Here is a 23,573-nt window from a genome sequence, read left to right as displayed (position 1 = left end):
TTTTGTTTTGGAAGCATAAAAAACCGTATAAATTACAAATTCAGTGATTTTGAATTTGGTGAAAACCGATCTTATTTATAAATAACTTCGATCTTTAGGTTTTTATAAGTTCGTATGAAGTTTTATTCTGTATGAAATGCAAAAACAGGATATGTAACTTATGCTTTCGGGGTGTGGTTATATAAATGTTCTTAATGAGGCAGATCGCTGATCAAAATTGATTTTGCCGATGATCTTATAAAGATCATGGCAAACCAAAAGAGCTATCTGGTATTAGAAATCTAAAATGGTGAGTTAAATGTCGAATCAAAACCTATGTCCAACATGTGAGAAAGAGCTTGAATGGGATGGCAGTTCGTTCAGGTGTGAAGATTGCGCGGTGAACTATAAAAAGATCGCTTTCTGCCCTGACTGCGACGCGGAACTGGAAAAGCTTCAGGCTTGTGGTGCGGTGAGTTACTTCTGTAATAGCTGTAATGAGCAGAAGTCTAAGAGCCGTGTGAGATATGAGTTTCAGGTGATTTAAAGAGAGCGGCCTGACTCTTGTACACAAGTTACTGGGGACAAAGGTGCTCCTCCCCTTAGTCTCGAAAGGTCGGTTTTTCGAGGAAGTAACATCGAAGGGGAGGCTGGGAGGGGTTGTTTCTCATGGGTTTAAGTTTTGGTGGTTTAACCATGCATGGCATAACCAACCCCCTCTAACTCCCCCTTCTATTGGCTTTATCAACCAGTTAGGCTTTTCGCTCAAGGGGGAGAACCGTTCTCTGGCCACTTTAGCATTTGTGTATAAGAAGCAGATTATTGGCGTTCAGCGATCTGAGGAGCTTGCATGAATATCCGGTTGTTGTGGAGTAAAACCTACTTTTCAGGGAAGAAAAGTTGGAGCCTACATGGACGTACTTGCGGCGTTTTTACGGAATAACAACCGGATGTTCATAGTACGATCAACTGTCAGCTCACAGTAGAACGAACTTCCCCGTCAGCTAACTGGGTGATCAACAGATCACCCTTTTTCGTATCTGAGGCTTTGGTAATCACTTTGCCATCTTCTGTTTTAGTGATGGAGTAACCACGTTTAAGCGTCGCCAGCGGGCTTACGGTTTCAAGCTTTTCGGCTGCCATTGCAAGTGCGTGGCGGGTTTTCAGCAGCTTTTTCTCCATAGCGTCTGTCAGCCTTTGCTGAGACTGAAGTAGCTGATATTTCTGACTACTGAGAAGTTTCTGAGGAGAGTTCAGATCCAGCTTGTGGCTCAGGGCGTTTAATTTACTGCGCTCAGAACGGATACGTGACTCCACCGCATTACGAAGCCTGAACTCCAGATCATCCAGTTGTTGGCTCTGCTTTTCAAGGCGATAGGTCGGATGCTGTTTTTCCAGCTTATGAGTCAGTCTCTGAACAACAAACTGCTGCTCTGAAAGGTAGCTTTTTATTCCATGATTAAGCTTTGCCACTCTGGAGGCCAGAGCCTGCACCTTATGGCTCTGATCCCGGCTGACCAGCTCAGCAGCAGCAGAAGGAGTTGGTGCTCTTACATCGGCAACAAAATCAGCAATAGTGACATCAATTTCATGCCCCACTGCACTGATAATCGGAATCTGGCTAGAAGCTATGGTTCTGGCAAGGATTTCATTGTTAAAGCACCAGAGGTCTTCCAGCGAGCCACCACCACGTCCGACGATCAGAACATCACATTCATTACGACTGTTTGCACAGCCAATCGCCTGAGCAATCTGAATAGCCGCTTCTTCACCCTGAACCATGGTTGGATAGACAATAACCGGAAGGGTTGGATCGCGCCTTTTAAGCACATCCAGAATATCAAACAGCGCAGCACCGGTTTTAGAAGTGACCACACCCACGCATTTTGGGTGTTCAGGCAGTATCTGTTTTTGTGACTGAGCAAAAAGCCCCTCAGCGGCCAGCTGCATTTTCAGCTTTTCAAACTCCTGCTGAAGACGGCCATCACCTTCGGGCTGCATGCTTTCAACGATAAGCTGATAGTCACCACGCGGTTCATAGAGTGAAAGGCGGGCTTTAACCAGTACCTGATTACCGTTTACAGGCTTAAAGGTAACGCGGCGGTTGTTCCCTCTGAACATAGCGCACTTAACCTGAGCGCGGGAATCTTTAAGAGAGAAGTACCAGTGGCCGGAAACCGGTGCAGAAAAGTTAGATATTTCACCAACCAGCCAGACAATGCCCATTTCGTTTTCAAGAAGCAGACGAACTTCGGCATTTAAACGCGAGACAGTAAAAATGTTTTTGTTTTTGCTAAGGACTTGATCTCGAAAGGACACTTGGATACCACAGGACGTGAGTATAGGAATTAGCGGCAATATAATACATATCAAGGGGTGGAATGCAAATAAAAATTAAAAAAATGAGTGGCTAATCGATTGCGTTCTGCGTATAATCCGTCTGCAATATCACAGATGACAACTCCACTAAGCATCCTGAAGTCAGGATTTTTAGTGGAGTTGTTATTTATATATCCTCTGTTATGCGAAACGACAGAGGAAGTTATTTAAGTCTTTAACCTTTTTTTGAGAGATATTGCAATGCTACGAATCGCAAAAGAAGCACTAACGTTTGATGACGTTCTGCTAGTCCCTGCACACTCTACCGTTCTTCCTAATACAGCGGATCTTCGCACCCGCCTGACTAAAAACATCACTTTGAATATCCCGATGCTTTCAGCTTCGATGGATACTGTTACGGAAGCACGTCTTGCAATCGCTCTGGCCCAGGAAGGCGGCATTGGTTTTATTCATAAGAATATGTCCATTGAAGAGCAGGCGCGTCAAGTTCGCCTGGTTAAGATTTTCGAAGCAGGTGTGGTTGCTCACCCTGTTACCGTTAAGCCAACAAACACTATTGCTGAAGTTCTTGAGCTTACAGAGAAAAATGGCTTTGCAGGTTACCCTGTAGTTGCTGATAACAATGAACTGGTTGGTATCATTACTGGTCGTGACGTTCGTTTTGTAACTGACCTGAGCAAAACAGTAGATAAGGTAATGACTCCGAAAGAGCGTCTTGCAACTGTTAAAGAAGGTGCATCTCGTGAAGAAGTTCAAGAGAAGATGCACGAAGCTCGTGTTGAGAAAGTTCTTGTAGTAAACGATGATTTCCAGCTAACGGGTATGATCACAGCGAAAGATTTCCACAAAGCAGAGAAAAAACCAAACGCATGTAAAGATGAGCTAGGCCGTCTTCGCGTAGGTGCTGCTGTTGGTGCAGGTGCTGGTAACGAAGAGCGTGTTGCTGCTCTTGTTGAAGCGGGCGTTGACGTTCTGCTTATCGACTCTTCTCACGGTCACTCTGAAGGTGTACTAAACCGTATCCGTGAAACCCGTGAAGCGTATCCTGATCTGGATATCATCGGTGGTAACGTAGCAACAGGTGCTGGTGCTCTTGCTCTTATAGAAGCTGGCGTAAGCGCTGTTAAAGTTGGTATCGGCCCTGGCTCTATCTGTACCACCCGTATCGTAACCGGTGTTGGTGTTCCTCAGGTTACCGCTATCTCTGACGCTGCAGAAGTTGCTGCACAGTACGGTATTCCGGTTATTGCTGACGGCGGTATCCGTTTCTCTGGTGATATCTGTAAAGCCATCGTTGCTGGTGCATCTTGTGTAATGGTTGGTTCAATGTTTGCCGGTACTGAAGAAGCGCCGGGTGAAGTTATTCTTTACCAGGGCCGTTCTTACAAAGCTTACCGTGGTATGGGCTCGCTTGGCGCTATGTCTCAGGGTTCTTCTGACCGTTACTTCCAGACTGATAATGCAGCAGACAAGCTGGTTCCTGAAGGTATCGAAGGCCGTATCGCATACAAAGGCCGCCTGAAAGAGATCGTTCACCAGCAGATGGGTGGTCTTCGCTCTTCAATGGGTCTGACTGGCAGCGCGACTATCGAAGATATGCGCACTAAAGCTGAGTTTGTACGTATTTCTGGTGCGGGTATGAAAGAGTCGCACGTACATGACGTACAGATCACTAAGGAAGCGCCTAACTACCGTCTAGGTAACTAAGGTTTTCGGTTCTCCTCCTTTTTAAAGGGGGAATCAGAGGGGGTTAAGTTTTCTGAGCTAACCCCTCCCAGCCTCTCCTTAAAAGGGGAGGAGCAAAAAGCATTTTTCGGGAATAGAAAATGACAAAGAACATTCATGACCAACGAATTCTTATCTTAGATTTTGGCTCTCAGTACACGCAGCTTATTGCCCGCCGTATTCGTGAGATCGGTGTTTACTGTGAACTTTGGAGCTGGGATGTTGATGAAGCGGATATCCGTGAATTCAATCCTAACGGTATTATCCTTTCTGGTGGTCCGGAAAGTGTAACGGAAGATAACTCTCCACGTGCTCCTGAGTATGTTTTCAACGCAGGTGTTCCTGTATTTGGTGTTTGCTACGGTATGCAGACCATGTCTGAGCAGCTTGGCGGTAAAGTTGAAGCGGCAACAGACAAGCGTGAATTTGGTTACGCTCAGGTAGAAGTGATTGAGCAGTGTGAACTGTTTAAGAACATTGAAGACGCAATCGCAGAAGACGGTAATGCGCTTCTGGATGTTTGGATGAGCCACGGTGACAAAGTGGTTGCTATCCCTTCTGATTTTGTAAAAGTTGCAGAAACTGACAGCTGTCCTTTCGCTGCAATGGCTAATGAAGAGAAACGCTTCTACGGCGTTCAGTTCCACCCAGAAGTAACGCACACCCGTCAGGGCATGCGTATGCTGGAAAACTTTGTTCTGAATATCTGTGGCTGTGAAAAGCTATGGACTTCTCAGTCAATCATTGACGATGCGGTTGCCCGTATTAAAGAGCAGGTAGGTGATGACGAAGTTATCCTTGGCCTGTCTGGCGGTGTTGACTCATCTGTTGTTGCTATGCTGGTTCAGCGCGCAATCGGTGACAAGCTGACTTGTGTATTCGTAGACAACGGTCTGCTGCGTCTTGATGAAGGCAAGCAGGTTATGGAGATGTTCGGTGACCACTTCGGTCTGAACATTGTTCATATTGATGCTGAAGAGCGTTTCCTGAAAGCACTTGAAGGTGAAGCGGATCCTGAGAAGAAGCGTAAGATCATCGGTCACGTGTTTGTAGAAGTATTCGATGAAGAGTCGAAGAAACTGCAAAACGCTAAATGGCTTGCTCAGGGCACTATCTACCCTGACGTTATCGAATCAGCGGCTTCTAAGACTGGTAAGGCGCACGTAATCAAGTCTCACCATAACGTAGGCGGCCTGCCGGAAGATATGGAAATGGGTCTTGTTGAACCACTTCGTGAACTGTTTAAAGATGAAGTTCGTAAGATCGGTCTTGAGCTGGGTCTTCCGTACAATATGCTTTACCGTCACCCGTTCCCTGGGCCTGGTCTGGGTGTACGTGTTCTTGGCGAGATCAAGAAAGAGTACTGTGACCTGCTTCGCCGTGCGGACGCTATCTTCATTGAAGAGCTGCACAATGCAGATCTTTACCACAAGGTATCTCAGGCATTCACCGTATTCTTGCCGGTTCGCTCTGTAGGTGTTATGGGCGATGGTCGTAAGTACGACTGGGTTGTTTCTCTGCGTGCTGTTGAGACCATCGACTTTATGACAGCGCACTGGGCGCATCTGCCATACGACTTCCTTGGTAAGGTTTCTAACCGTATCATCAACGAAGTTAACGGTATCTCACGTGTTGTTTACGATATCTCTGGTAAGCCACCAGCGACTATCGAGTGGGAATAAGTTAGAGCTTCAAGCTTGCATAAAAAAACCAGCCTTTCGGCTGGTTTTTTCGTATCAGATAACCTGAACTGATTAACCACCAATCAGAGCAGGGATACCCGGTAGCTGACCAACAACTGCCAGTGAACCAACACAGATAATAAACGCCGCACCCGGGATCAGGTACTTGTCTTTAGCTGACAGTTCTTTAGCACGCTCGTGGTCACCGATAAGGCCCATGTTGTCCAGCAGCATAGTCGTTGCCCAGCCAAATACAGGGTTAACGAAAGCACACGCAAAGATACAGATACCCGCACTCAGAGAGTCTTTGTGCTTGTGGATCATCTGCATACCCGCTTCAAGCAGTGGCAGGAACACACCAACGATCAGAGCAACACGCAGAACCGGCTCCCACATTGCCAGATCCATCGGGTAGCCGATTACCGCTGCTGCGATACACATAAGACCAGTCAGTAGTGCACCGCCCGGAATCGGACGCTTAGCGATTGCTGCAGGAATCATGTAGGTACCCCATGAAGAGGCAAGGTTACCACCACCAAGAAGTGAACCTACACCCTGACGAACAGATGCAACCATCATGGTGTCATCCACATCCATCAGTACGCCTTTAGCGTCTTTCGGGTAGTTAAGCTCCTGGAATACGCGGTGACCAAGGTAGTCCGGAGACCACATAGCAACCGCCAGGATTGCGAATGGTGTTACTGCAATAAAGTGTTCCAGATTTGGCCAGCCCAACTGCCAGCCTGTATCTTCACCCCACCAGTAGAATGGGCTGAAGTGAGGCAGACCTGGTTCTGTTGTAAAGGCAAACTCAGCACCCAGAACGTAGGCAACAATACCTGCAATCAGAGAACAGAGCGGAATCGCGATCCAGCGTTTATTGATTTTCGCCAGATAAGCGTAAACCATCACTGTGATGCCGATGACCGCAAATGAGATATAACCCTGATCAGTGCTTGCTGCCCAGGCTTCGGTCTTATTGATCTGACCGATCAGACCAACCGCACCCAGATAGATAAGCAGGCCGCCACGTACACCGACCCCGGTCAGTGTCATCAGTTTAGAGCCGCCCTTGGTATAAGCCAGAATTAAACCGAATGCACATACCATTATCCCTAGTGCCAGCGGGTGTCCGCCCGCTGCGGCGATAAGTGGTATAAGCGGTATCATTGGCCCGTGGGTACCGGCCAGGTTTGAGTTAGGGTTTAAGATTGCAGAGAACAGAATTACAAACAGAGCGCCGGCAATAAGCAGCTCATAACGTACGTTTTCTGCTACAAATTCAGGCGACAGACCAAACTGCGCAGCAAATACGGCAACCATAGCGGTTACCATCACAACTTTACCAATGGTTGCAGCCAGGGCTGGCACCCAGTCTTCTATCTCGATACTGTAGTCACGTGAGGGCAGGTGGATACCCCAGCGACGGAAATTCATGATCTTCAGATCGTGATTAAGAAACTCTTCGCGACTTTCAAATTCTTGCGCCTTACGACGCATATCTTTATAAAAAGTCTTGCTTTTTTTAGACATTTAGTCATTCCTTATAAGGTTTCGAGTCCTGCCATATCCGATCAAATTCCACTTGCGCTTGGTATACTGGCCTTCGACCAGTACGAGACGACATCCCAGACGCTACCATGCATCTCCATTAAGTTAATGAAGAGGGAAAAGACAGTTGGCATTTTTCGATGTTGAATATCAGGAAGGTAACGACCTTCCCGCTAGAATACTATTCACTACATTAATCGTAGTCTAGAAAGCTAATTGTTAGAATTATTGATTTGGGGTAATTTATACCCTGAAGCACGAATGTAATGTGTCATTTTTGACTGGACTTGCAAGCTGGCGCACATTTTTTGATTAATTTATCAGTATGGCGTAAATGGCTTTAATGACACTAATTAAATGCAACCAGGTTATATGTAATGAAGCTATCTGAGCATGCTGACCGCACAGAAGAACTTTTTGGTGTTCGTGCGGAAGATATCCATAAATGGATTGACGGTTTTTTTGATTATGGCGGGAAAGACCATTCGATGAGAATGGCAAGCAATGTGGATTATGATCCTTACGATCACCGCCGTTTTCGCCATTGTAAGGAAGCGCTCGCTGAGGCGGTTAAAGAGTTTGGTGATAAGTACACCAACCAGCAGATCAAGGACGTTTTTGAAACCCATATCCGTGATGACTATGATGGTTATCTGCCATCGCGTACCGATTTTGAAAATGGCACCTTTACCGCCAGATACCATGATGCCGCGCACCGCGAAGAGTTAGTCGAAGTGCTTGATGCCAGTGAGCTTGCCGATTATTTTGATGGTTTGCACGCAACTGAGCAGCAAGAGCAGCAGACATTCACTAACTTTAGCTTCCGGATTGTACTGCCAACCATTGTCGCTATTCTGCTTTTTGTTACCTCCATTATTTATGTCATTGTGCCTCTGGTGGAAGAGTCCATGCTTGGACAAAAGCGCCAGATGCTGAAAGAGCTGACGTCCACGGCGGTTAGCATTGTCGACAGCTATGTTGCTCTGGAGCAGCGAGGTGTATTAAGTCTGGAAGAAGCTAAACGCCAGGCTGCCACGGATATCAAAGCCATGCGCTACGGCAGTGAAAATAAGGATTATTTCTTTATTACCGATATGCATCCGAAAATGGTGATGCACCCTTACCGCAGTGACCTGAAAGGGCAGGATTTAACGCACTACACTGACAGCGAGAGTAAGACTGGCTTTCCTGTGTTTGTCGAGATAACCAATCTGGTTAAGTCTTCTCAGCACGGTTTTATTGAGTATCAATGGCAATGGAAAGACGACCCGAGTATCACAGCACCAAAGATCACTTATGTAGAAGGTGTCGGGGAGTGGCAGTGGATTATTGGTACCGGGGTTTATTTTGAAGATGTACAGCAGAGCATCGACCGTCTTGAAAGCACCCTGTATCGGGTATTTTTTGCTATAACCATCGGGCTTGCCGTGATGATGGGCTACGTAATGTCTCAGTCTAAGGCGATTGAAAACCGTAAGAAACGCGCCGAACTGGCTCTGCATGAGGCTAAAGACAGATACCGGGCCTTGGTTGAGTCTTCAAACGAGGGCTATATTCTTGAGGCGGACGGGAAGATTATCTTTTCAAATAACCGCTTACATCAGTTACTGGGATATACGGACACAGAGCTGAAATCGCACTCCATCTGGAAAGCACTCTTTTCTGATAACCCCCGCAATACTGAGGTGCTTCATCACCTGTTGCAACTGTTTAATCACGCCTGTGAACCGGGAGAGTTTGAAGCTCAGATCCAGACCAAAAGTGGCAAGCAGTTTGATATTATCCTGAGTACCTCCAAGATTTTTCTGTCAGAAAAACTCGGACACGTCATTTCATTTCGCCCGATAGTCCGCAAGATATATGGTGGCAGCTTCGGGGCCATTAATCAGCACTCCGATTATCAGAAGGTAAGCAGCAATATTGTTACTGAGATAGAAAAAGGCAGTAATCACGGGCAGGTGGTGGAATCACTGAATCAGCTTCCTGAATTAATCCGGGATATGATAGAAACCGGAACTCGTCCTGATTATCTGCGCCGCCTAATCGGCAGTACCTATGATGCGGCCATTTGCCGTTTTATCGATCTCACCATTGACGATATCGGCAAACCGCCGGTGCCGTTTTCATTTATCTCCTTTGGCAGCAATGCCCGTCATGATATGACGCTTTTCTCCGATCAGGATAATGCTATTGTATTTGAAACGCCGGATGACGCTGATCTTAAGTCCATCCGACGCTACTTTTTGCACCTGGCAGAAAAGGTCTGCGCCATGCTGAATCAGGCGGGGTACAGCTATTGTGACGGTTTGATTATGGCATCAAACCATCAGTGGTGCCTCAGCCAGAAAGAGTGGGAAGAGAACTTCAGTGTCTGGGTAGAGCAGGCTTCGCCGGACTCCATTCTTGAGTTGAATGTCTTTTTTGATATCCGCTCAACTTATGGAGAAGCGGCGTTGGTTGATGGTATTCAGTCACATATTCAGTCTCTGCTGCAGAAACATCCGCAGTTTCTGCCGACTTATGCTCAAAACTGTCTGTCCTATGAAGTGCCGCTGAATACCGCCGATGAGATTAAAACGGAAGATTATGAAGGCCGGGAGTCGATCAACCTGAAAGATTGCCTGAGACCGATGGAGATTTTCTGTCGCCTCTATGCACTTAAGCATGATATCCGGGAAATTAATACCATGGCCAGACTGAAAAGCATGTTAGCCCTGGAAGAGATTGATCCTAAAACCTTCCGTGAGATGGTCTATATCTTTGATCATATCTGGCATCTGCGGTTTATGAATCAAATTATTGAGTACACGGATCTGCGAAAAGTGAATGATGTTTTAGCCATCAATGATCTGACTTACCTTGAGCAGAAAAACTTAAAAAATGTGTTAAGTCGTATTGTGCTGTTCCACGAAAAAGTGCAGCGGGATTTTCTGTAAGAAAGTGTAATTAAAAAGTAAAAACCGATAGCCCTTGCCTATATGCAGGGGCTTTTTTGCTATTAATATTTTTATTAAAAAGTGTGTTTTGTGTCACATTTGATGCGATCTGAGATTTTTCTTAAAAATGGCAAAAATGTGGTTGAATCTGGTGAAATCATCATCTATTATCCGCGCGTTAAAAAAATTCCACAACTTTTTACATTTTTTTGAATAAGGCTCTGACCAGATGTCAACAAAACTAGCTAACCCAGCACCACTAGGCCTTATGGGCTTCGGTATGACGACTATTCTGCTGAACATTCATAACGCAGGATACTTTCCAATCGATTCAATGATCCTTGCAATGGGCATTTTCTACGGTGGTCTGAGCCAGGTAATCGTAGGCATCATGTGCTTTAAGCGTGGTGATACTTTCGGTACTACAGCGTTTACATCTTACGGCCTGTTCTGGCTGACTCTTGTTGGTCTTATTGTGATGCCTAAGATGGGTCTTCCTGCAAGCCCTGAGACATTTATGGGCTGGTATCTTGCGCTTTGGGGTGTATTCACTGGCTTTATGTTTATCGGCTCTCTGTGCTACCCAACTGCTAAGCAGGTTGTATTTGCATCTCTGACTATTCTGTTTGCACTGCTGGCAATCCGCGATTTCACCGGCAGCGAATTTATCGGTCACATTGCTGGTTTTGAAGGTATCTTCTGTGGTGCTAGCGCAGTTTACTTCGCTATGGCTCAGGTACTGAACAATGAGTTTGGCCGTGAAGTTCTTCCGGTTGGTAAGCCTCTGATTGGCCGTGCTAAGAAGGCTGAAGCAGAAGAAGCTGAGCTGGCAACAGCGTAAGCATCAGAAACAATTTTTAAAAAAGGGCTTTAGCTTCACCGCTAAAGCCCTTTTTTGTTGCCTGCCTCATAAACAAATACTCCTTCTGACGGCTTTATCTCCTAAACTTTAGGTATCTACTCAACTACCTTGATGCTATTCGGGTACAAAAGGTAGGAGAAGGCATATGACAGAAAAACAAGCCAAAACCTGCAGTTATTGTAATCAGGACGGATGGAAGTGCAGTGAGCCTGCCGGAGAGAGCGGTTTATGTTACTGGCATGATCCAGCAGTCGACAAAAGTAAAGATGATGTCAAAGAGAAGGTAGAGCAGTGGGCCAGAGACGGAAAACCTTTAGATGGTTTTCAGCTGGCCAGAACAAACCTTTATGATATTAATCTGGTGAATAAAGGGCATAAGGGCGGCTATAAGTGCCGCAATGCGGACTTTTATCGTGCAGATCTTACCGAAGCTCACTTCTTTTCTCTTGATCTGAAGGGCACTTCTTTAATGAAGACTAAGCTCATCGGAGCTAACCTGCATTGCGCCACTCTGGAGGAGTGCAACTTGCTGGGGGCGGATCTGCGCAATGCCCGGCTGGAGAGTATTCACTGGGGAGAACAGCTGGAGCAGGAAAAAAGAGCGCTTGAAGCCATGAAAGCTGGACGCCGCAATGAGGCGGTTGAGTTGTGTCAGGAGGCGGAAGAAGTCGCCCGGAATATAAGAAAGCAGTGCGAGCGGCAGGGCCTGTTTGAAACCGCAGGTACCTTCTTTAAAAAAGAGATGACCTTCCGCCGCTATCAGATGCCAAAGACCAGCTTTAAACGCTTCTTCTCTAAGCTGGTGGATCTGTTTTGCGGCTATGGAGAGTCGCCGCTCAGGGTGGTTATCTTTTCTATTATTCTGATCTTTTGTTGTGCGCTGGCCTATTTCATTCTGGGAACCACCGCCAGTAGTCCTCTGATCCCTGGCTTAGGCGGAATTGCCGGTGTTTTACTGGAGCTGCTGAACGCACTTTATTTTAGTGTGGTGACTTTTACTACGCTTGGTTACGGAGATATTGCTCCAACGGGAATTGCCCGGTTTATCGCGGCTTTTGAGGCTTTTCTTGGTAGTTTTACTATGGCTTTGTTTGTGGTGGTGTTTGTTAAGAAGATGACGAGATAATGGGCTATGGGTATTAAAAAAGCGCCTTTGGTTTGGGCGCTTTTTCTGTTTTGGGGTGGTGATTACTTTGGTTCACCTGGCTCTTCGATTTGGTAGAGCTTGTGTTCGTCGCAAACATCTTCGCAGTTGCAGACTTTGTCTACGCCAACGCTACTAAGTCCGCCGCAGCTTCCTGAAATGGTTTTCTTGTTCAGAATTACACCAATAGCCATAAGAAGAATGACGATTAGGAAGAAACCAAATGTAATGAGTACCGTTGTCATATGCTTACCTGATTACTTATCTATAGATCTCAGAGATGATATACCACTGAACAGATTTCGTATAGCACGTTTTTTACCGCTATCAGCCTGCATAACGCCGTGACCCTGATTGTGGTCATGATCATGGTCATGATCACCACAACTGCAACCGCCACAGCTGCTGCCGTCACTGTGTGAACAGCCACCTTTTTTCTCATGGTTGACAGAAGGTCTGCCCTGGCTTGCTTCAGTCAGTTCAGTCAGCTCTGCCTGAGTGGCGCTTGCAAGAGCCGTTCTGGTGTTTACCTGCATGACACGGATGCCGGCTGAAAGTAGTTTGCCCAGTGAGCGCTCGCCAATGTTTCTGACAATAACGGCGTCTGGCTTCATCTCTTTTAGCAGCTTAATAGCTGAGCTTTTATCTGCACAGGAGGATTTAGCTCCGGCAGCAGGGCTTTCAACGCACTTAATTACAGCGTTGTTTTCATCAACAAGTGCAAACTGTGACGCTTTCATAAAGTGGTTCGCAACGGTATCACTGTTTGTTGGTATTGCGTAAATCATTCTTTAGATTCCTCAACTTCTGGAAGCGGTTGTGTGTCACCGGTTTGTTCCAGAACTAATGCTTTTCCTTCAACTAGACTCTGAGCAATTTTAAACCTTGCACGGTTAACGATATTGCCGAAAGTCTGCCTTGAAACTCCCATCTGATCCGCTGCTTCCTGCTGGCTTAAGTGTTCAAAATCAGCAAGGCGAAGTGCTTCAAATTCCTCCGCCAGAATATCGACTAATTCCAGATCTCTGAGGGGGATGCCGTTTGGCTTAAAGCAACTGTGTGAAGGTCGCCCGCAAATGCGGCGGCATTTTTTGGGTCTGGCCATCATGTCTCCTAATTCGAGTTTCGACCTGATTATATGTTTGTTATTGGCATATGCCAATATAATAAGAAAAATATTTTTAGCATATGCTAACTACGCATAGAGGCATTCCAGATCATATTATCCTGATTAAAGAAAATAAAGCTAACAAAAGCAGCCTATTATACCTCTAGAGTGGAAGATACAGTGCAGAATACTTCGATGATTTATTGGCTTAACTTTCCTCTGATTCGCTCAATCCGCTCCCGGTTTACGCCAAAGTCAGAGTGACCAAGGCGCGAGGCTGACCGGATATGAATTATGCATCTGTCATCCGCTTCTTCAATAAGGTAAAACTCCACATCATCAACAAAGCGGAATAAAGCGGAGGTGTACTCTGCGTAAATGTAGTTGCTGTCCGCTGTGATAGTTTTTGCACGCTCTTCAGCTTCCAACACCTGTAACAGCTTGCTGCGCGTATCTGCCAGGTTTCCGGAATAAAGGAGCGGCTTAATGCTATGCTCTTCATCACTCTCTATCTGGCTGTTTACGCAATTTGGTGAATCAGGACAGGGCATGAGTTTCCCTTCCATTAAACCTAATGGTGGCCTTGTTCCGGAACAAGCAGTCAGAAGAGCTGAGCCGATTAGAGCGGCGATATATCGTATTTTCATCATTTGAACCTTAATCACAAAACAGACTAATCCTATGATTATAGGTTAAGTCTTATGATTTCCGGAGATGTGAGAAGTAATGAGTTATGACTGCCCGGTTTCCAGGAAAGTAAAGGAAAGAAAAGTAGTAAATAATTCATACTTATTATTGGTCAATAAACCCTTAATCTTGTTGGAAGAGCCTTGTTTTCTGGACTATTAATTTTACATCTACACAATAAAAAATAGGAAACAAGATGAACACCAAACTATCAAAAGGACTTGGCCTGCTCATTTGTTTCAGCACTGTTAGTTGTTGGGCTGAAGAAGGACAGACAACGGAAGAATCTGCAGATTCAAATGTGTTTGAGCAACCCGGAGTTATGACTCCAAGGGGAACTTTTGTATTAGACACCTCTCTTAACTACTCACAAAACTCTTCAAATAAAGTATCCATTGTCGGATATACGGTTTTACCTACCCTGATCCGCACCAACAGTTTTGGACACTGAGTTAAGTGAGTACAATCACTAACGAGGTGAACCATGACAAACAAAAAGAAACGTATTTTCCATTCTCCTGAATTTAAAGCTGAAGCTCTGAAGTTGGCAGAGAAAGTAGGAGTTGCTGCGGCAGCAAGACAACTCGGGCTACATGAATCACAGATCTATGGTTGGCGTAAAGCAGCCAAAAAAGATACCACTACAACGCAACGGGAAAAGGATCTGGCTACTGAGGTCGCAAAGCTTAAGAGGCAATTGGCAGAGCAAGCTGAGGAGCTAGAGATCGTAAAAAAGGCCGCCACCTACTTCGCGAAGAATCAAAAGTAGATTGCTATGAATTTATGCTCGAACACCTACTGTATTTCAGTGTCGTCCGTATGGCTAAGGTGTTCGGAGTATCTCGAAGTGGGTTTTATTACTGGGTTGAGCATCGCCACAAGGCCATTCAGCGCGAAGATAGCCGTAAGGTGCTCGATACCAAGGTCAAAGAGGCTTTTGACAGCAGTAAAGGCCGTGATGGCGCGAGACGTATCCAAAAAGAACTGGCAGAGAACGGTGATAGTCGCAACGTCAAAACCATTGCCGCCAGTATGAAACGTCAGGATTTGACCCCAAAAGCTGCACGCAAGTTTAAGTGTACAACGGACAGCAAGCATAAAATGCCTGTTGCTCCGAACCTGTTGGCTCAAGATTTTAACGCAACGGCTCCGAACCAAAAGTGGGCTGGCGATATTACCTATCTTGCCACTAGCGAAGGCTGGTTATATTTGGCGGTCATTATTGATCTTTACTCTCGTCAGGTGATCGGCTGGTCTATGGATACAAGAATGACGGCAACTCTGGTCTGCGATGCACTATCGATGGCTCTGTTCCGTCGAGGATTTCCTGAGCAGGTTATTGTTCATAGTGATCGAGGTAGCCAGTACTGTTCAAAAGACTATCGAGATCTCATAACTGCTTATAATCTAAAACAAAGTATGAGTAGAAAAGGAAATTGCTGGGATAACGCTTGTGTTGAGAGCTTCTTCCATTCAATGAAAGTTGAAGCGATCCAATATGAGCCTATCATGACGAGAGGCGAGATGCGCCAAACGATCTTTGAGTATATAGAGGTTGATTATAATCGGACAAGAAGGCACAGTGCTCTTGGGTATCTGAGCCCAGTTAACTTTGAAAATCAAAATGTCGCTTAATGAAGTGTCCAGTCTGGCTGGAGCAGATCAAGCTTGGTCAGGTTCGAAACCAGATCATGGTGTGGACTCTGTTAATCGCAGCAGGCTTTGCTCTGGTTGCTGTATTGTTGGCCGCTAACATCACAAGGCCAATTCAACGTTTGACAGCAGTCTTTAAAGATCTCGGTCAAGGTGAAGGCGACCTGCGTTACCGGATAGACACTAAGGGCCAGGATGAGATGGCCCAGTTGTCCAGAGGTTTTAATAGCTTCATCAGCAAAATTCACCGCTCTGTCAAAGAAGTCGCTGAAACAGGCATAGCCCTGCGAGGTTCGGCTGAGTCTGTATCAGCATTGGCCGAAACAACTCTTTATAGCAGCCATGAGCAGCGCGACCGTACACTTCAGGTGGCTACGGCTATCAACCAAATGAGAGCAACTGTTAATGAAATCGCCGGCAATGCCAACCTTGCTGCCGAGGTATCGTTAGGTGCAAACAGTGAAACTAGCAGTAGTCAGAACGTCGTTAGTCAGGCTCGTGATACGATTAACCAACTGGAACACAATGTAGATCAGGTTTCCGATGTCATTCAGTCACTAGAAAACAATAGTCAGGCGATTGGCGGTATTCTGGATGTTATTCGCGGTATTTCCGAGCAGACTAATCTGCTGGCCCTCAATGCAGCCATAGAAGCGGCTCGTGCTGGTGAGCAGGGCCGGGGTTTCTCGGTGGTTGCGGATGAAGTTCGTAATCTGGCCAGCCGTACAGCGGATTCAACTGACGAAATTCAACGGATGATCAACAAGTTGCAAGAGGAGGCAGGTAATGCTGTATCCTCTGTGTCTCGGAGCAAGATTCTGGCGACAGAGGGCGTTCTTGCTACTGATAAAACCAGCGCAGCCTTACATTCGATTGCTGATCAGATAGCGTTGATCACAGATATGAATACCCAGGTCGCCACTGCAACGGAAGAACAATCAACGGTGATCAACACTATAAATCAAACAATTGAGGAAATAAGCGAAAATAGTCAATGTGGTGCGTATGCTGCGGATCATCTTTCGCAGTCAAGTCAGGATCTTACTAAGTTATCACAGCGTTTAGAGAAATTGGTCGAAACGTTCAAGTTATAAATATGCCCTAATGCTAATCCAGTGGTGACTCCAAATTTAAGTAGCTCAATATACATTTCGTTCTGTCCCTATACATTGGTGTTACCAGCCAATATCGATACCTAAAATTTCTTAGGAAAAGTTTATAAGTGGATCTACCTAACACTTTTATCTTGTAGGTAGGTCTAAAGACCTATATGGGCTTTTGAGGGGAAGCTACACTCATATTGTAATTCGATAGTTTCAGCTGAACCTTCCATTTGCAGCGATATTGATTGGTGTGAGTGGTAAAAATGACACTGTTACCGTCGTATTTTGATGAAGAACATTCGTATTGAATTTTTGTTTAATGAGACTTATTGAACAGTGCGCTTACGGGAAGTGCTTCTTCGGAGAAAGTGGAGAAAAGTTGTTATGCCAGACAAATTGTTAAGAGAACTATGGGTCGAGTTTAGTGGTGATGATCTATTCACTGATGTGAGTAGGTTGTTTTTGGAAGCCCCTAATTCCGTAAGGGATAGCTTCCGGTGTTTAAACCTCTCCAAGGGGACGACGCTCTTCAGCCAGGGAGATCCTGCTCTGAACACTTATATTATTCTTGATGGTGAGATCGTTGTGAGCAAGTCCGCAGAAAACGGAAAGAAGATCTGCATGACGATTTGTATGCGTGGAGAGTTCATTGGTGATATGGAGATCCTTTCTGGTCTTAACTATATGTTTGATGCTAGCTGTCTTACGGATGTTAAGATCATCAGTATTAACGCCGAGGCATTTCTTAAATGGCTGAAAGTAGATCACAGTGTTTCTTTATTGCTTAACCGGCAGATGGCAAAAAGGGCACTTAATTCTGCTGAGCAGAGGTTGATGAATGCTGTTGACTCTGTTGAGAACAATTTATTGTTTATTCTCTCCAATATAAAGGGGAATAGGGTGGAACTATCACGCAGTACATTGGCAGAACTTCTTTGTACAACGCGCAGACATGTAGATAAGGTAATTCATAAACTGAAAGAGGAAAAATTAATAGAACAAGATAATGGAGTAATTAAACTGGTTGACTAGGTTTTTATTAAGCAGTGAATGCTGAGCTACTGCTCTAGCTATTGGAGCATTTAATTCGATCTAACCGTTATGAAGTGATGACATGATGAAATAATTCGTGTTGAACACTTTTTTCAATTATTTAATAAGGAATGATATATGTCCACCCCACACATTAATGCGGAATTTGGTGATTTCGCAGAAACGATTCTAATGCCCGGTGATCCACAGCGAGCTAAATACATCGCCGAGAATTTCCTTGATGATGTTGCCCAAGTTTGTGATGTACGCGGTATGCTAGGCTTTACAGGTAAATATAAGGGTAAGCCATTGTCTGTTATGGGGCATGGTATGGGCATCCCATCATGTTCTATTTATGTTCATGAGTTGATTTCTGAGTTTGGTGTCAAGAATGTAATCCGTATTGGTAGCTGTGGAGCTGTACATGATGACGTAAAATTAATGGACGTTATTATTAGTATGGGGGCATCAACTGACTCTAAAGTTAACCGCACTCGATTTAACAATCATGATTTTGCTGCACTTGCTGATTATCATTTACTAGAGACCGCGGTTAATCAAGCTCGAATGCAAGAAGTACCTGTGCGTGTTGGTAATGTTTTCTCAGCTGATCTTTTCTACAGCCCAGAGTCAGAGCTATTTGATAAAATGGAACAGCTTGGCATTCTAGGTGTAGATATGGAAGTTGCGGGACTGTATGGTGTTGCAGCTGAGTTGGGTGCGCGTGCTTTGGCGATCCTAACAGTATCAGACCATATCAAGCGTGGTGAGAAGTTAAGCTCCGAAGAACGTCAAAAATCATTTAACGAGATGATGCGTGTCTCGTTAGAAACGGCTATCACCCTATAATACAAATTTGTAGTTCCGAACTGTAAGAAATAATACGAGGAGTATGCATGAATATACTCGGTTGTATTTAACTAGCGTATTGCGATATTTCATTACGTATTTTTTAGTCATCAAATTATAGCAAGTCTACTCCTCTTCTTTACAGTAAGGATATGTGATTTTATATTAAGATTAAGGTGTGTTGTTTTCTTGTAGCAAGTATAAAGCTAAATTGTCGGTCTAGATGTTACTCCACAACTTCAGAGAAAATACTTAATAACGCTTACCATTAAGTGTTAATTGTTTTCTATTTAATATAGAGAATATATAAAATATAGTAATTGAACACACATTTGAAAATATAGACTTATACCTAATAGGATGTTAGATCCAAATCAATATTAAAAAGAGAATGCCAGATAATGAAACGTGCAGTTATTTTAGTTCTTGACTCCTTTGGAATTGGTGCTACTGAGGATGCTGATAAATTCGGTGATGTGGGTGCTGACACCCTGGGCCATATTGCTGAGAAATGTGCCAAAGGCTTGGCTGATAATGATGACCGCAGTGGTCATCTGAACCTGCCGAACCTATCTCGGCTAGGGCTTGCCAAAGCGGCACAGGAATCAACTGGTCAATTTCATCCAGGTTTAGATGAGAATACGGAAGTTATTGGTGCATACGCGCATGCGGCTGAAATGTCTTCCGGTAAAGATACACCGTCAGGTCACTGGGAAATGGCTGGTGTGCCTGTACTATTTGACTGGGGCTATTTTACTGACCATCACAACAGTTTCCCGAAAGAATTGCTTGACCGTATTATCGCTAGAGCGAACCTTCCCGGCTACCTGGGAAACTGTCATGCATCAGGAACCCAGGTGTTGGAGGACTTGGGCGAAGAGCACATGAAAACCGGCAAACCAATCTTTTATACCTCGGCTGATTCTGTGTTCCAGATTGCTTGCCATGAAGACACTTACGGCTTAGAGAACCTCTTGGATCTATGTCAGATCGTTCGCGAAGAGCTGGAAGGTTACAATATTGGTCGAGTGATTGCCCGTCCATTTACCGGTCCTAAAGCAGGTGAATTTGCCCGTACTGGTAACCGCCGAGACTATTCGGTTGAGCCGCCAGCAGCAACTGTGCTACAAAAGCTTGTCGAAGAAAAAGGTGGTGATGTAATTTCTATAGGAAAGATCTCAGACATTTACGCAGGTTGCGGTATTACCAAGAAGGTAAAAGCGACAGGTATTCCGGCCCTATTTGAAGCAACACTAGAGCAAATCAAAACGGTGAGTGAAGGCAGCATTGTTTTTACTAACTTCGTTGATTTTGACTCAGCTTACGGCCACAGGCGGGATGTGGCAGGCTATGCCGCAGCGTTAGAATATTTTGACACTCGTCTGCCTGAAATTCTGGAACTCATGCTTGAAGATGACATTTTGATCATTACTGCTGACCACGGTTGTGACCCGACCTGGCAAGGGACAGATCACACCCGTGAGCACATTCCTGTTCTGGTTTATGGTCAGAAGGTAAAAGCGGGTTCATTAGGGCGTCGTGATACTTTTGCTGATATTGGTCAGAGTCTGGCAAGTTATTTTGGACTTTCTGAAATGGAATTCGGTAGATCCTTCCTTTAGTGAAAAATATAGCCAGCATAGATGGCTATTAACGCATAATATTTGGAGTTACTACTGCCCTTTTACTAATAATTTTTGTTGAGGGCAGTAAGATGTTTTTTCTAAGTGATGAGACTCTGTTGCGTAATTCAGGTAGATAACCAAATCTCATGAAATTGGACGATTCTTAAAACAACATACTGAGTTTTGGGCATACTAGCACCTGTAAAACTATTTGACGCTTTACTCATGGCGCAGGTTTCACCAACCTGAGTATTGTAGTTTCTCTGGCTTAATCTCCCCCTTGGCAATTCCTTTACTAGATGCATAGCTGTTTCAGAGAGCGGACGTTTGTGATAGCTGTATCGATTTTTTCACTTCTTATTGGTGCCATAGAGCTTTTGGCAACCCACCGCTAAATTGTGGAGGGCCTTGCTTCCAGAAGGCGGTCCTTCTCTTATTCTCTCTTCAGTTGCATATACCATACAATTTATCGGAGCATCTGTGTGGTGTGAATTATTACATCATCCGCCGACCAACAGCCTTGTCCAGTTGGTATGGAAGCAGAGTATGCAGAGGTTGTGCTTATGGTTGAAAACAAGACAGGCAAAGTACTTTAGGTTAGTCCTACGAGGGTAGAGTACGCCATATATGTGAGGAGGAGGTAATATTTTTTTAAAGGCACTTTGTGATAAAGATCACATGGCTGATTTGGCAGGCAAGTCTAATGACCTAAACGCATGCTGGAGGAAGGAATAAGATTACACGACTATTCACACTCATTAGGAATATAGCAATGACATTAGGTATTTATAAAGACATTTCACTTGCTCCTCAGGGCCATCAAAAAATCGAGTGGGTTCGCTCGCATATGCCAATTCTTCGTTCGCTTGAAGAGCGTTTTGCTAAAGAACAACCTTTCATTGGTAAGCGTATTGCTCTTTCTATCCACCTGGAAGCTAAGACAGCTTACCTGGCTAAGGTGCTAAAAAAGGGTGGTGCTGAAGTATATGTAACCGGTTCAAATACAATGAGTACCAAAGATGATGTTGTCGCTGCCTTAATTGACTCAGGTGTCAATACATTCGCAGTATACGGTGCCAGTGAAGTTGAGTACCATGAGTTTGTTCGCAGTACCCTAGCCTGTGAGCCGCATATCGTAATCGATGATGGTGGTGATTTGGCTCACGAGTTGCATGAAAAGCATAAAGATTTTGCTGGCAATGTGATTGGTGCTTGTGAAGAAACAACCACAGGCGTATGGCGAGCGAACGCCAGGGAAAGAGACGGTAGCCTTCAATTCCCGGTGATTTCTATCAATGGCGCTCAGTGTAAACACCTGTTCGACAACCGCTATGGTACAGGTCAATCAACATTTGACGGAATCATGCGTACCACTAACCTTGTTGTTGCTGGTAAAACCACCGTTATTGCAGGCTACGGCTGGTGTGGCCGAGGGTGTGCGCTTCGTGCTGATGGTCTTGGCAGTCGTGTAGTGGTAACTGAAGTAGATCCTATCAAGGCGCTAGAAGCGACAATGGATGGCTTTGAAGTACTGCCTATGTCGGAAGCTGCAAAAATCGGCGACATCTTTGTTACTGCAACAGGCTGTTGCGATGTTCTTACTAAAGAACACTTTAAGGTGATGAAGGAAGGCGCGATTATATCGAATACAGGTCACTTCGAAAGTGAAATTAATATGGTAGATCTACGCGAGGAGTCTACTGAGAGTCATGATAGTCGTGAAAACATTATCGCTTACAAGCTGAAAAATGGCCGTACTGTTTATTTGCTTGGTGAAGGCGCACTGGTCAATATTGCCTGTGCTGACGGACACCCAGCAGAAATTATGGATATGAGCTTTGCGCTTCAGGCTCTTGGTGCAGAATATCTGGTTAAGAACGAACTAGAGAGTAAAGTTTATGATGTTGAAGAAAGCATTGATGAAAACGTTGCAAAATTGCAACTGAAATCTCGTGGCGTTAGCATCGACTCGCTGAACAAAACGCAAATCGATTATCTTCAAGGTTACACACTTTAATATACCTAGAGCGGAAGTGTTTTGTCGTTTATCGAGTAAAGAACACTTCCGCTCGATATCTGCTACTCAAGTAAATTATCTTTAAATGGCTTTTTAACATAGACTTATGTTGCTTTGGATTATTCGTTATGAATAACCGAATAGAGTGATACTGAGTTTATTCTCAGAGAGAATATATGAAAGAATTGTATTATTTTATCAGTAAGCAAGATTTAGATAAGCTCAGCACTATTCAGAGCTATAAACCTCAATCTTTTGAATCTGAAGGCTTTATACATTTAGCATATAGACACCAGTTACAGACTGTGATAAGTAATTTTTATATTGGAGCTTCTGATATGTATCTGCTTGAGATTTCCTCAATTCATATAGAGGCTGAGATTGTAGATGAGCCTCCGGTTGGTATTGAAGATGATGGTGATTTATACCCACACCTGTATGGTGCTTTAGATAAAAAGGCAGTCCGCAATATCTACGAGTTATCAATTGATCAACATGGGAATTTTGAACAGCACGAGTCAGTATTCTCTTGGTGAAGCAGTATTAGCTATGATACTGAACGGACTAGGTTTTCATAGTCGGACCCTGCATATGTTTTCAGACTTCTTCGAACATAAATCGGTTGAGAAGTTAACTGGTCCCAGTATTCAAGCAGAGCATCTCAATGATGATGTATTGGCCGCACTCTTGATGCTCTTGCTGGTAGCATTGGCATTGTTTTGACCATACCTTTAATGGCCCTGCTCTATAGCGTTATCTTCAAGTCAATGCCGATCAGCCTGCCAAAAAAATCGAATTCAATTTGCTAAGGTTTCCGCATGCTGTTTAACCAGCATAATGCCGATTTTTTATCAGAAAACGTCTTAACTTGTTGCTTTTCTAAAGAAGGTATATACCTGCTATCTATTATGGCTAGAAGGTTGTTAGAATGAACTATTGCTACAGCGGAGAGACCTGTAATGTCACCTGTCTCATAGAAAAGATTTACCTCTTCATACGCATCAGGCACCCCACCGGTGTACCTTGAGCTATCAACCAAAATACAGTAGTTTTTTCCAGAAAGCTTTTCTATTGCTTCACTTACAGATTTTAGAGCCGATGACATACCATATTCATTAAAGTCACCGATTAATTCGAGGGTTATGATATCGTTACTAATCTCAATGTGGTGTGAACCATGTATCTTCATGTAATACACCTCAACCGCTAATGAAAAATATTTGAACGTTCAGGAAAACATGTCATGATGTCTGAACATTCACAAAAAACTCAGTTACAGT

General features: G+C 44.5%; 20 protein-coding genes and 3 pseudogenes. 15 read left to right on the top strand and 8 right to left on the bottom strand.

The genetic code is table 11. The annotated features are described in order from the left end of the window. Nucleotides 1-298 precede the first annotated feature (298 nt). Nucleotides 299-526: a zinc ribbon domain-containing protein gene (locus tag L3Q72_RS11935; protein WP_275130170.1), complete on the top strand. Its 228-nt coding sequence runs from the start codon at nucleotides 299-301 to the stop codon at nucleotides 524-526. A 425-nt stretch (nucleotides 527-951) separates the two neighbouring features. Here the strand turns inward: L3Q72_RS11935 and xseA are convergent, their stop codons facing one another. Further along, entirely contained in the window at nucleotides 952-2,298 is a 1,347-nt protein-coding gene (gene xseA / locus L3Q72_RS11930) for an exodeoxyribonuclease VII large subunit (RefSeq protein ID WP_275130169.1), read from the bottom strand. 261 nt (nucleotides 2,299-2,559) lie between these two features. On the opposite strand from xseA, the gene guaB reads away from it, so the two are divergent. Beyond that, complete coding sequence (gene guaB / locus L3Q72_RS11925) at nucleotides 2,560-4,026, top strand: IMP dehydrogenase (RefSeq protein ID WP_275130168.1); 1,467 nt, start codon at nucleotides 2,560-2,562, stop codon at nucleotides 4,024-4,026. A gap of 119 nt (nucleotides 4,027-4,145) precedes the next feature. Beyond that, the gene (gene guaA / locus L3Q72_RS11920; RefSeq protein WP_275130167.1) at nucleotides 4,146-5,726 is read left to right on the top strand and encodes a glutamine-hydrolyzing GMP synthase; all 1,581 of its coding nucleotides are present in this window, start codon (nucleotides 4,146-4,148) and stop codon (nucleotides 5,724-5,726) included. A 72-nt stretch (nucleotides 5,727-5,798) separates the two neighbouring features. Here the strand turns inward: guaA and L3Q72_RS11915 are convergent, their stop codons facing one another. Continuing rightward, on the bottom strand, nucleotides 5,799-7,259 hold the full coding sequence (locus L3Q72_RS11915) for a DUF3360 family protein (protein ID WP_275130166.1): 1,461 nt from the start codon (nucleotides 7,257-7,259) through the stop codon (nucleotides 5,799-5,801). 395 nt (nucleotides 7,260-7,654) lie between these two features. On the opposite strand from L3Q72_RS11915, the gene L3Q72_RS11910 reads away from it, so the two are divergent. The 3 genes from L3Q72_RS11910 to L3Q72_RS11900 all read left to right on the top strand — a co-directional run bounded on the left by L3Q72_RS11910 (nucleotide 7,655) and on the right by L3Q72_RS11900 (nucleotide 12,201). Further along, nucleotides 7,655-10,213, top strand: coding sequence for a DUF294 nucleotidyltransferase-like domain-containing protein (locus L3Q72_RS11910; protein ID WP_275130165.1), 2,559 nt, complete (start codon nucleotides 7,655-7,657; stop codon nucleotides 10,211-10,213). Between the two features lie 229 nt (nucleotides 10,214-10,442). Then, nucleotides 10,443-11,054: an acetate uptake transporter gene (locus L3Q72_RS11905; RefSeq protein ID WP_275130164.1), complete on the top strand. Its 612-nt coding sequence runs from the start codon at nucleotides 10,443-10,445 to the stop codon at nucleotides 11,052-11,054. Nucleotides 11,055-11,220: 166 nt separating this feature from the next. Beyond that, the gene (locus L3Q72_RS11900; RefSeq protein ID WP_275130163.1) at nucleotides 11,221-12,201 is read left to right on the top strand and encodes an ion channel; all 981 of its coding nucleotides are present in this window, start codon (nucleotides 11,221-11,223) and stop codon (nucleotides 12,199-12,201) included. A gap of 62 nt (nucleotides 12,202-12,263) precedes the next feature. On the opposite strand, the gene nqrM is transcribed toward L3Q72_RS11900, so the two are convergent. The 4 genes from nqrM to L3Q72_RS11880 form a co-directional block, all read right to left on the bottom strand. Then, the gene (nqrM, locus tag L3Q72_RS11895; RefSeq protein WP_275130162.1) at nucleotides 12,264-12,464 is read right to left on the bottom strand and encodes a (Na+)-NQR maturation NqrM; all 201 of its coding nucleotides are present in this window, start codon (nucleotides 12,462-12,464) and stop codon (nucleotides 12,264-12,266) included. A gap of 12 nt (nucleotides 12,465-12,476) precedes the next feature. After that, a complete protein-coding gene (locus L3Q72_RS11890) occupies nucleotides 12,477-13,007 on the bottom strand; it encodes a NifB/NifX family molybdenum-iron cluster-binding protein (protein WP_275130161.1) in 531 nt (176 codons plus the stop codon). Further along, a complete protein-coding gene (locus tag L3Q72_RS11885) occupies nucleotides 13,004-13,324 on the bottom strand; it encodes a DUF134 domain-containing protein (protein ID WP_275130160.1) in 321 nt (106 codons plus the stop codon). The genes L3Q72_RS11890 and L3Q72_RS11885 overlap by 4 nt, the downstream gene beginning before the upstream one ends. Before the next feature lie 203 nt (nucleotides 13,325-13,527). Further along, nucleotides 13,528-13,974: a DUF1499 domain-containing protein gene (locus tag L3Q72_RS11880; RefSeq protein ID WP_275130159.1), complete on the bottom strand. Its 447-nt coding sequence runs from the start codon at nucleotides 13,972-13,974 to the stop codon at nucleotides 13,528-13,530. Between the two features lie 335 nt (nucleotides 13,975-14,309). Here L3Q72_RS11880 and L3Q72_RS11875 point away from each other — a divergent pair. The 6 genes and pseudogenes from L3Q72_RS11875 to L3Q72_RS11850 form a co-directional block, all read left to right on the top strand. Continuing rightward, nucleotides 14,310-14,441, top strand: a pseudogene (locus tag L3Q72_RS11875) (transporter); the annotation flags it as partial. Nucleotides 14,442-14,498: 57 nt separating this feature from the next. Continuing rightward, nucleotides 14,499-15,649, top strand: a protein-coding gene (locus L3Q72_RS11870; protein WP_275130158.1) for an IS3 family transposase whose coding sequence is annotated in 2 segments (ribosomal slippage) — nucleotides 14,499-14,742 and nucleotides 14,742-15,649 — 1,152 coding nt in all. Because the reading frame shifts where the segments join, the coding sequence is not laid out codon by codon here. Continuing rightward, nucleotides 15,649-16,761: a methyl-accepting chemotaxis protein gene (locus L3Q72_RS11865; protein ID WP_275130157.1), complete on the top strand. Its 1,113-nt coding sequence runs from the start codon at nucleotides 15,649-15,651 to the stop codon at nucleotides 16,759-16,761. Before L3Q72_RS11870 ends, L3Q72_RS11865 begins: the two co-directional genes overlap by 1 nt. A 393-nt stretch (nucleotides 16,762-17,154) precedes the next feature. After that, nucleotides 17,155-17,802 (top strand): Crp/Fnr family transcriptional regulator, encoded by a 648-nt coding sequence (locus L3Q72_RS11860; RefSeq protein ID WP_275130156.1) that lies wholly within the window; start codon nucleotides 17,155-17,157, stop codon nucleotides 17,800-17,802. A gap of 138 nt (nucleotides 17,803-17,940) precedes the next feature. Continuing rightward, nucleotides 17,941-18,651, top strand: a complete 711-nt coding sequence (gene deoD / locus L3Q72_RS11855; RefSeq protein WP_275130155.1) for a purine-nucleoside phosphorylase — start codon at nucleotides 17,941-17,943, stop codon at nucleotides 18,649-18,651. A gap of 401 nt (nucleotides 18,652-19,052) precedes the next feature. Then, entirely contained in the window at nucleotides 19,053-20,273 is a 1,221-nt protein-coding gene (locus L3Q72_RS11850) for a phosphopentomutase (RefSeq protein WP_275130154.1), read from the top strand. Nucleotides 20,274-20,401: 128 nt separating this feature from the next. On the opposite strand, the pseudogene L3Q72_RS11845 reads toward L3Q72_RS11850, so the two are convergent. Continuing rightward, nucleotides 20,402-20,699: pseudogene (locus L3Q72_RS11845) on the bottom strand (hypothetical protein); the annotation flags it as partial. A 349-nt stretch (nucleotides 20,700-21,048) separates the two neighbouring features. On the opposite strand from L3Q72_RS11845, the gene L3Q72_RS11840 reads away from it, so the two are divergent. The 3 genes and pseudogenes from L3Q72_RS11840 to L3Q72_RS11830 form a co-directional block, all read left to right on the top strand. Continuing rightward, nucleotides 21,049-22,293 carry an adenosylhomocysteinase gene (locus tag L3Q72_RS11840; RefSeq protein WP_275130153.1) on the top strand — a complete coding sequence of 415 codons (1,245 nt, stop codon included), beginning with the start codon at nucleotides 21,049-21,051 and terminating at the stop codon, nucleotides 22,291-22,293. A gap of 176 nt (nucleotides 22,294-22,469) precedes the next feature. Then, nucleotides 22,470-22,829, top strand: a complete 360-nt coding sequence (locus L3Q72_RS11835) for a DUF952 domain-containing protein (RefSeq protein ID WP_275130152.1) — start codon at nucleotides 22,470-22,472, stop codon at nucleotides 22,827-22,829. Further along, nucleotides 22,819-22,991, top strand: a pseudogene (locus L3Q72_RS11830) (DUF4277 domain-containing protein); the annotation flags it as partial. The gene L3Q72_RS11835 and the pseudogene L3Q72_RS11830, both read left to right, overlap by 11 nt. Nucleotides 22,992-23,098: 107 nt before the next feature. Here L3Q72_RS11830 and L3Q72_RS11825 read toward each other — a convergent pair. Next, the gene (locus tag L3Q72_RS11825) at nucleotides 23,099-23,482 is read right to left on the bottom strand and encodes an STAS/SEC14 domain-containing protein (RefSeq protein ID WP_275130151.1); all 384 of its coding nucleotides are present in this window, start codon (nucleotides 23,480-23,482) and stop codon (nucleotides 23,099-23,101) included. Nucleotides 23,483-23,573 lie beyond the last annotated feature (91 nt).

Source organism: Vibrio sp. JC009 (assembly GCF_029016485.1).
GTDB lineage: Bacteria > Pseudomonadota > Gammaproteobacteria > Enterobacterales > Vibrionaceae > Vibrio.
The sequence above is the reverse complement of the archived record's forward strand: the minus strand, read 5'-3'. Positions and strand labels throughout refer to the sequence as shown.

Excerpts from the sequence above, each read along its gene's own strand:
- nqrM (WP_275130162.1), bottom strand. The coding sequence starts at position 12,464 with ATGACAACGGTACTCATTACATTTGGTTTCTTCCTAATCGTCATTCTT.
- L3Q72_RS11825 (WP_275130151.1), bottom strand. The coding sequence starts at position 23,482 with ATGAAGATACATGGTTCACACCACATTGAGATTAGTAACGATATCATA.
- L3Q72_RS11880 (WP_275130159.1), bottom strand. The coding sequence starts at position 13,974 with ATGAAAATACGATATATCGCCGCTCTAATCGGCTCAGCTCTTCTGACT.
- L3Q72_RS11860 (WP_275130156.1), top strand. The coding sequence starts at position 17,155 with ATGCCAGACAAATTGTTAAGAGAACTATGGGTCGAGTTTAGTGGTGAT.
- L3Q72_RS11890 (WP_275130161.1), bottom strand. The coding sequence starts at position 13,007 with ATGATTTACGCAATACCAACAAACAGTGATACCGTTGCGAACCACTTT.
- L3Q72_RS11900 (WP_275130163.1), top strand. The coding sequence starts at position 11,221 with ATGACAGAAAAACAAGCCAAAACCTGCAGTTATTGTAATCAGGACGGA.
- guaA (WP_275130167.1), top strand. The coding sequence starts at position 4,146 with ATGACAAAGAACATTCATGACCAACGAATTCTTATCTTAGATTTTGGC.
- L3Q72_RS11885 (WP_275130160.1), bottom strand. The coding sequence starts at position 13,324 with ATGGCCAGACCCAAAAAATGCCGCCGCATTTGCGGGCGACCTTCACAC.
- L3Q72_RS11935 (WP_275130170.1), top strand. The coding sequence starts at position 299 with ATGTCGAATCAAAACCTATGTCCAACATGTGAGAAAGAGCTTGAATGG.
- L3Q72_RS11905 (WP_275130164.1), top strand. The coding sequence starts at position 10,443 with ATGTCAACAAAACTAGCTAACCCAGCACCACTAGGCCTTATGGGCTTC.
- L3Q72_RS11865 (WP_275130157.1), top strand. The coding sequence starts at position 15,649 with ATGAAGTGTCCAGTCTGGCTGGAGCAGATCAAGCTTGGTCAGGTTCGA.
- L3Q72_RS11915 (WP_275130166.1), bottom strand. The coding sequence starts at position 7,259 with ATGTCTAAAAAAAGCAAGACTTTTTATAAAGATATGCGTCGTAAGGCG.
- L3Q72_RS11850 (WP_275130154.1), top strand. The coding sequence starts at position 19,053 with ATGAAACGTGCAGTTATTTTAGTTCTTGACTCCTTTGGAATTGGTGCT.
- L3Q72_RS11910 (WP_275130165.1), top strand. The coding sequence starts at position 7,655 with ATGAAGCTATCTGAGCATGCTGACCGCACAGAAGAACTTTTTGGTGTT.
- L3Q72_RS11835 (WP_275130152.1), top strand. The coding sequence starts at position 22,470 with ATGAAAGAATTGTATTATTTTATCAGTAAGCAAGATTTAGATAAGCTC.
- guaB (WP_275130168.1), top strand. The coding sequence starts at position 2,560 with ATGCTACGAATCGCAAAAGAAGCACTAACGTTTGATGACGTTCTGCTA.
- deoD (WP_275130155.1), top strand. The coding sequence starts at position 17,941 with ATGTCCACCCCACACATTAATGCGGAATTTGGTGATTTCGCAGAAACG.
- L3Q72_RS11840 (WP_275130153.1), top strand. The coding sequence starts at position 21,049 with ATGACATTAGGTATTTATAAAGACATTTCACTTGCTCCTCAGGGCCAT.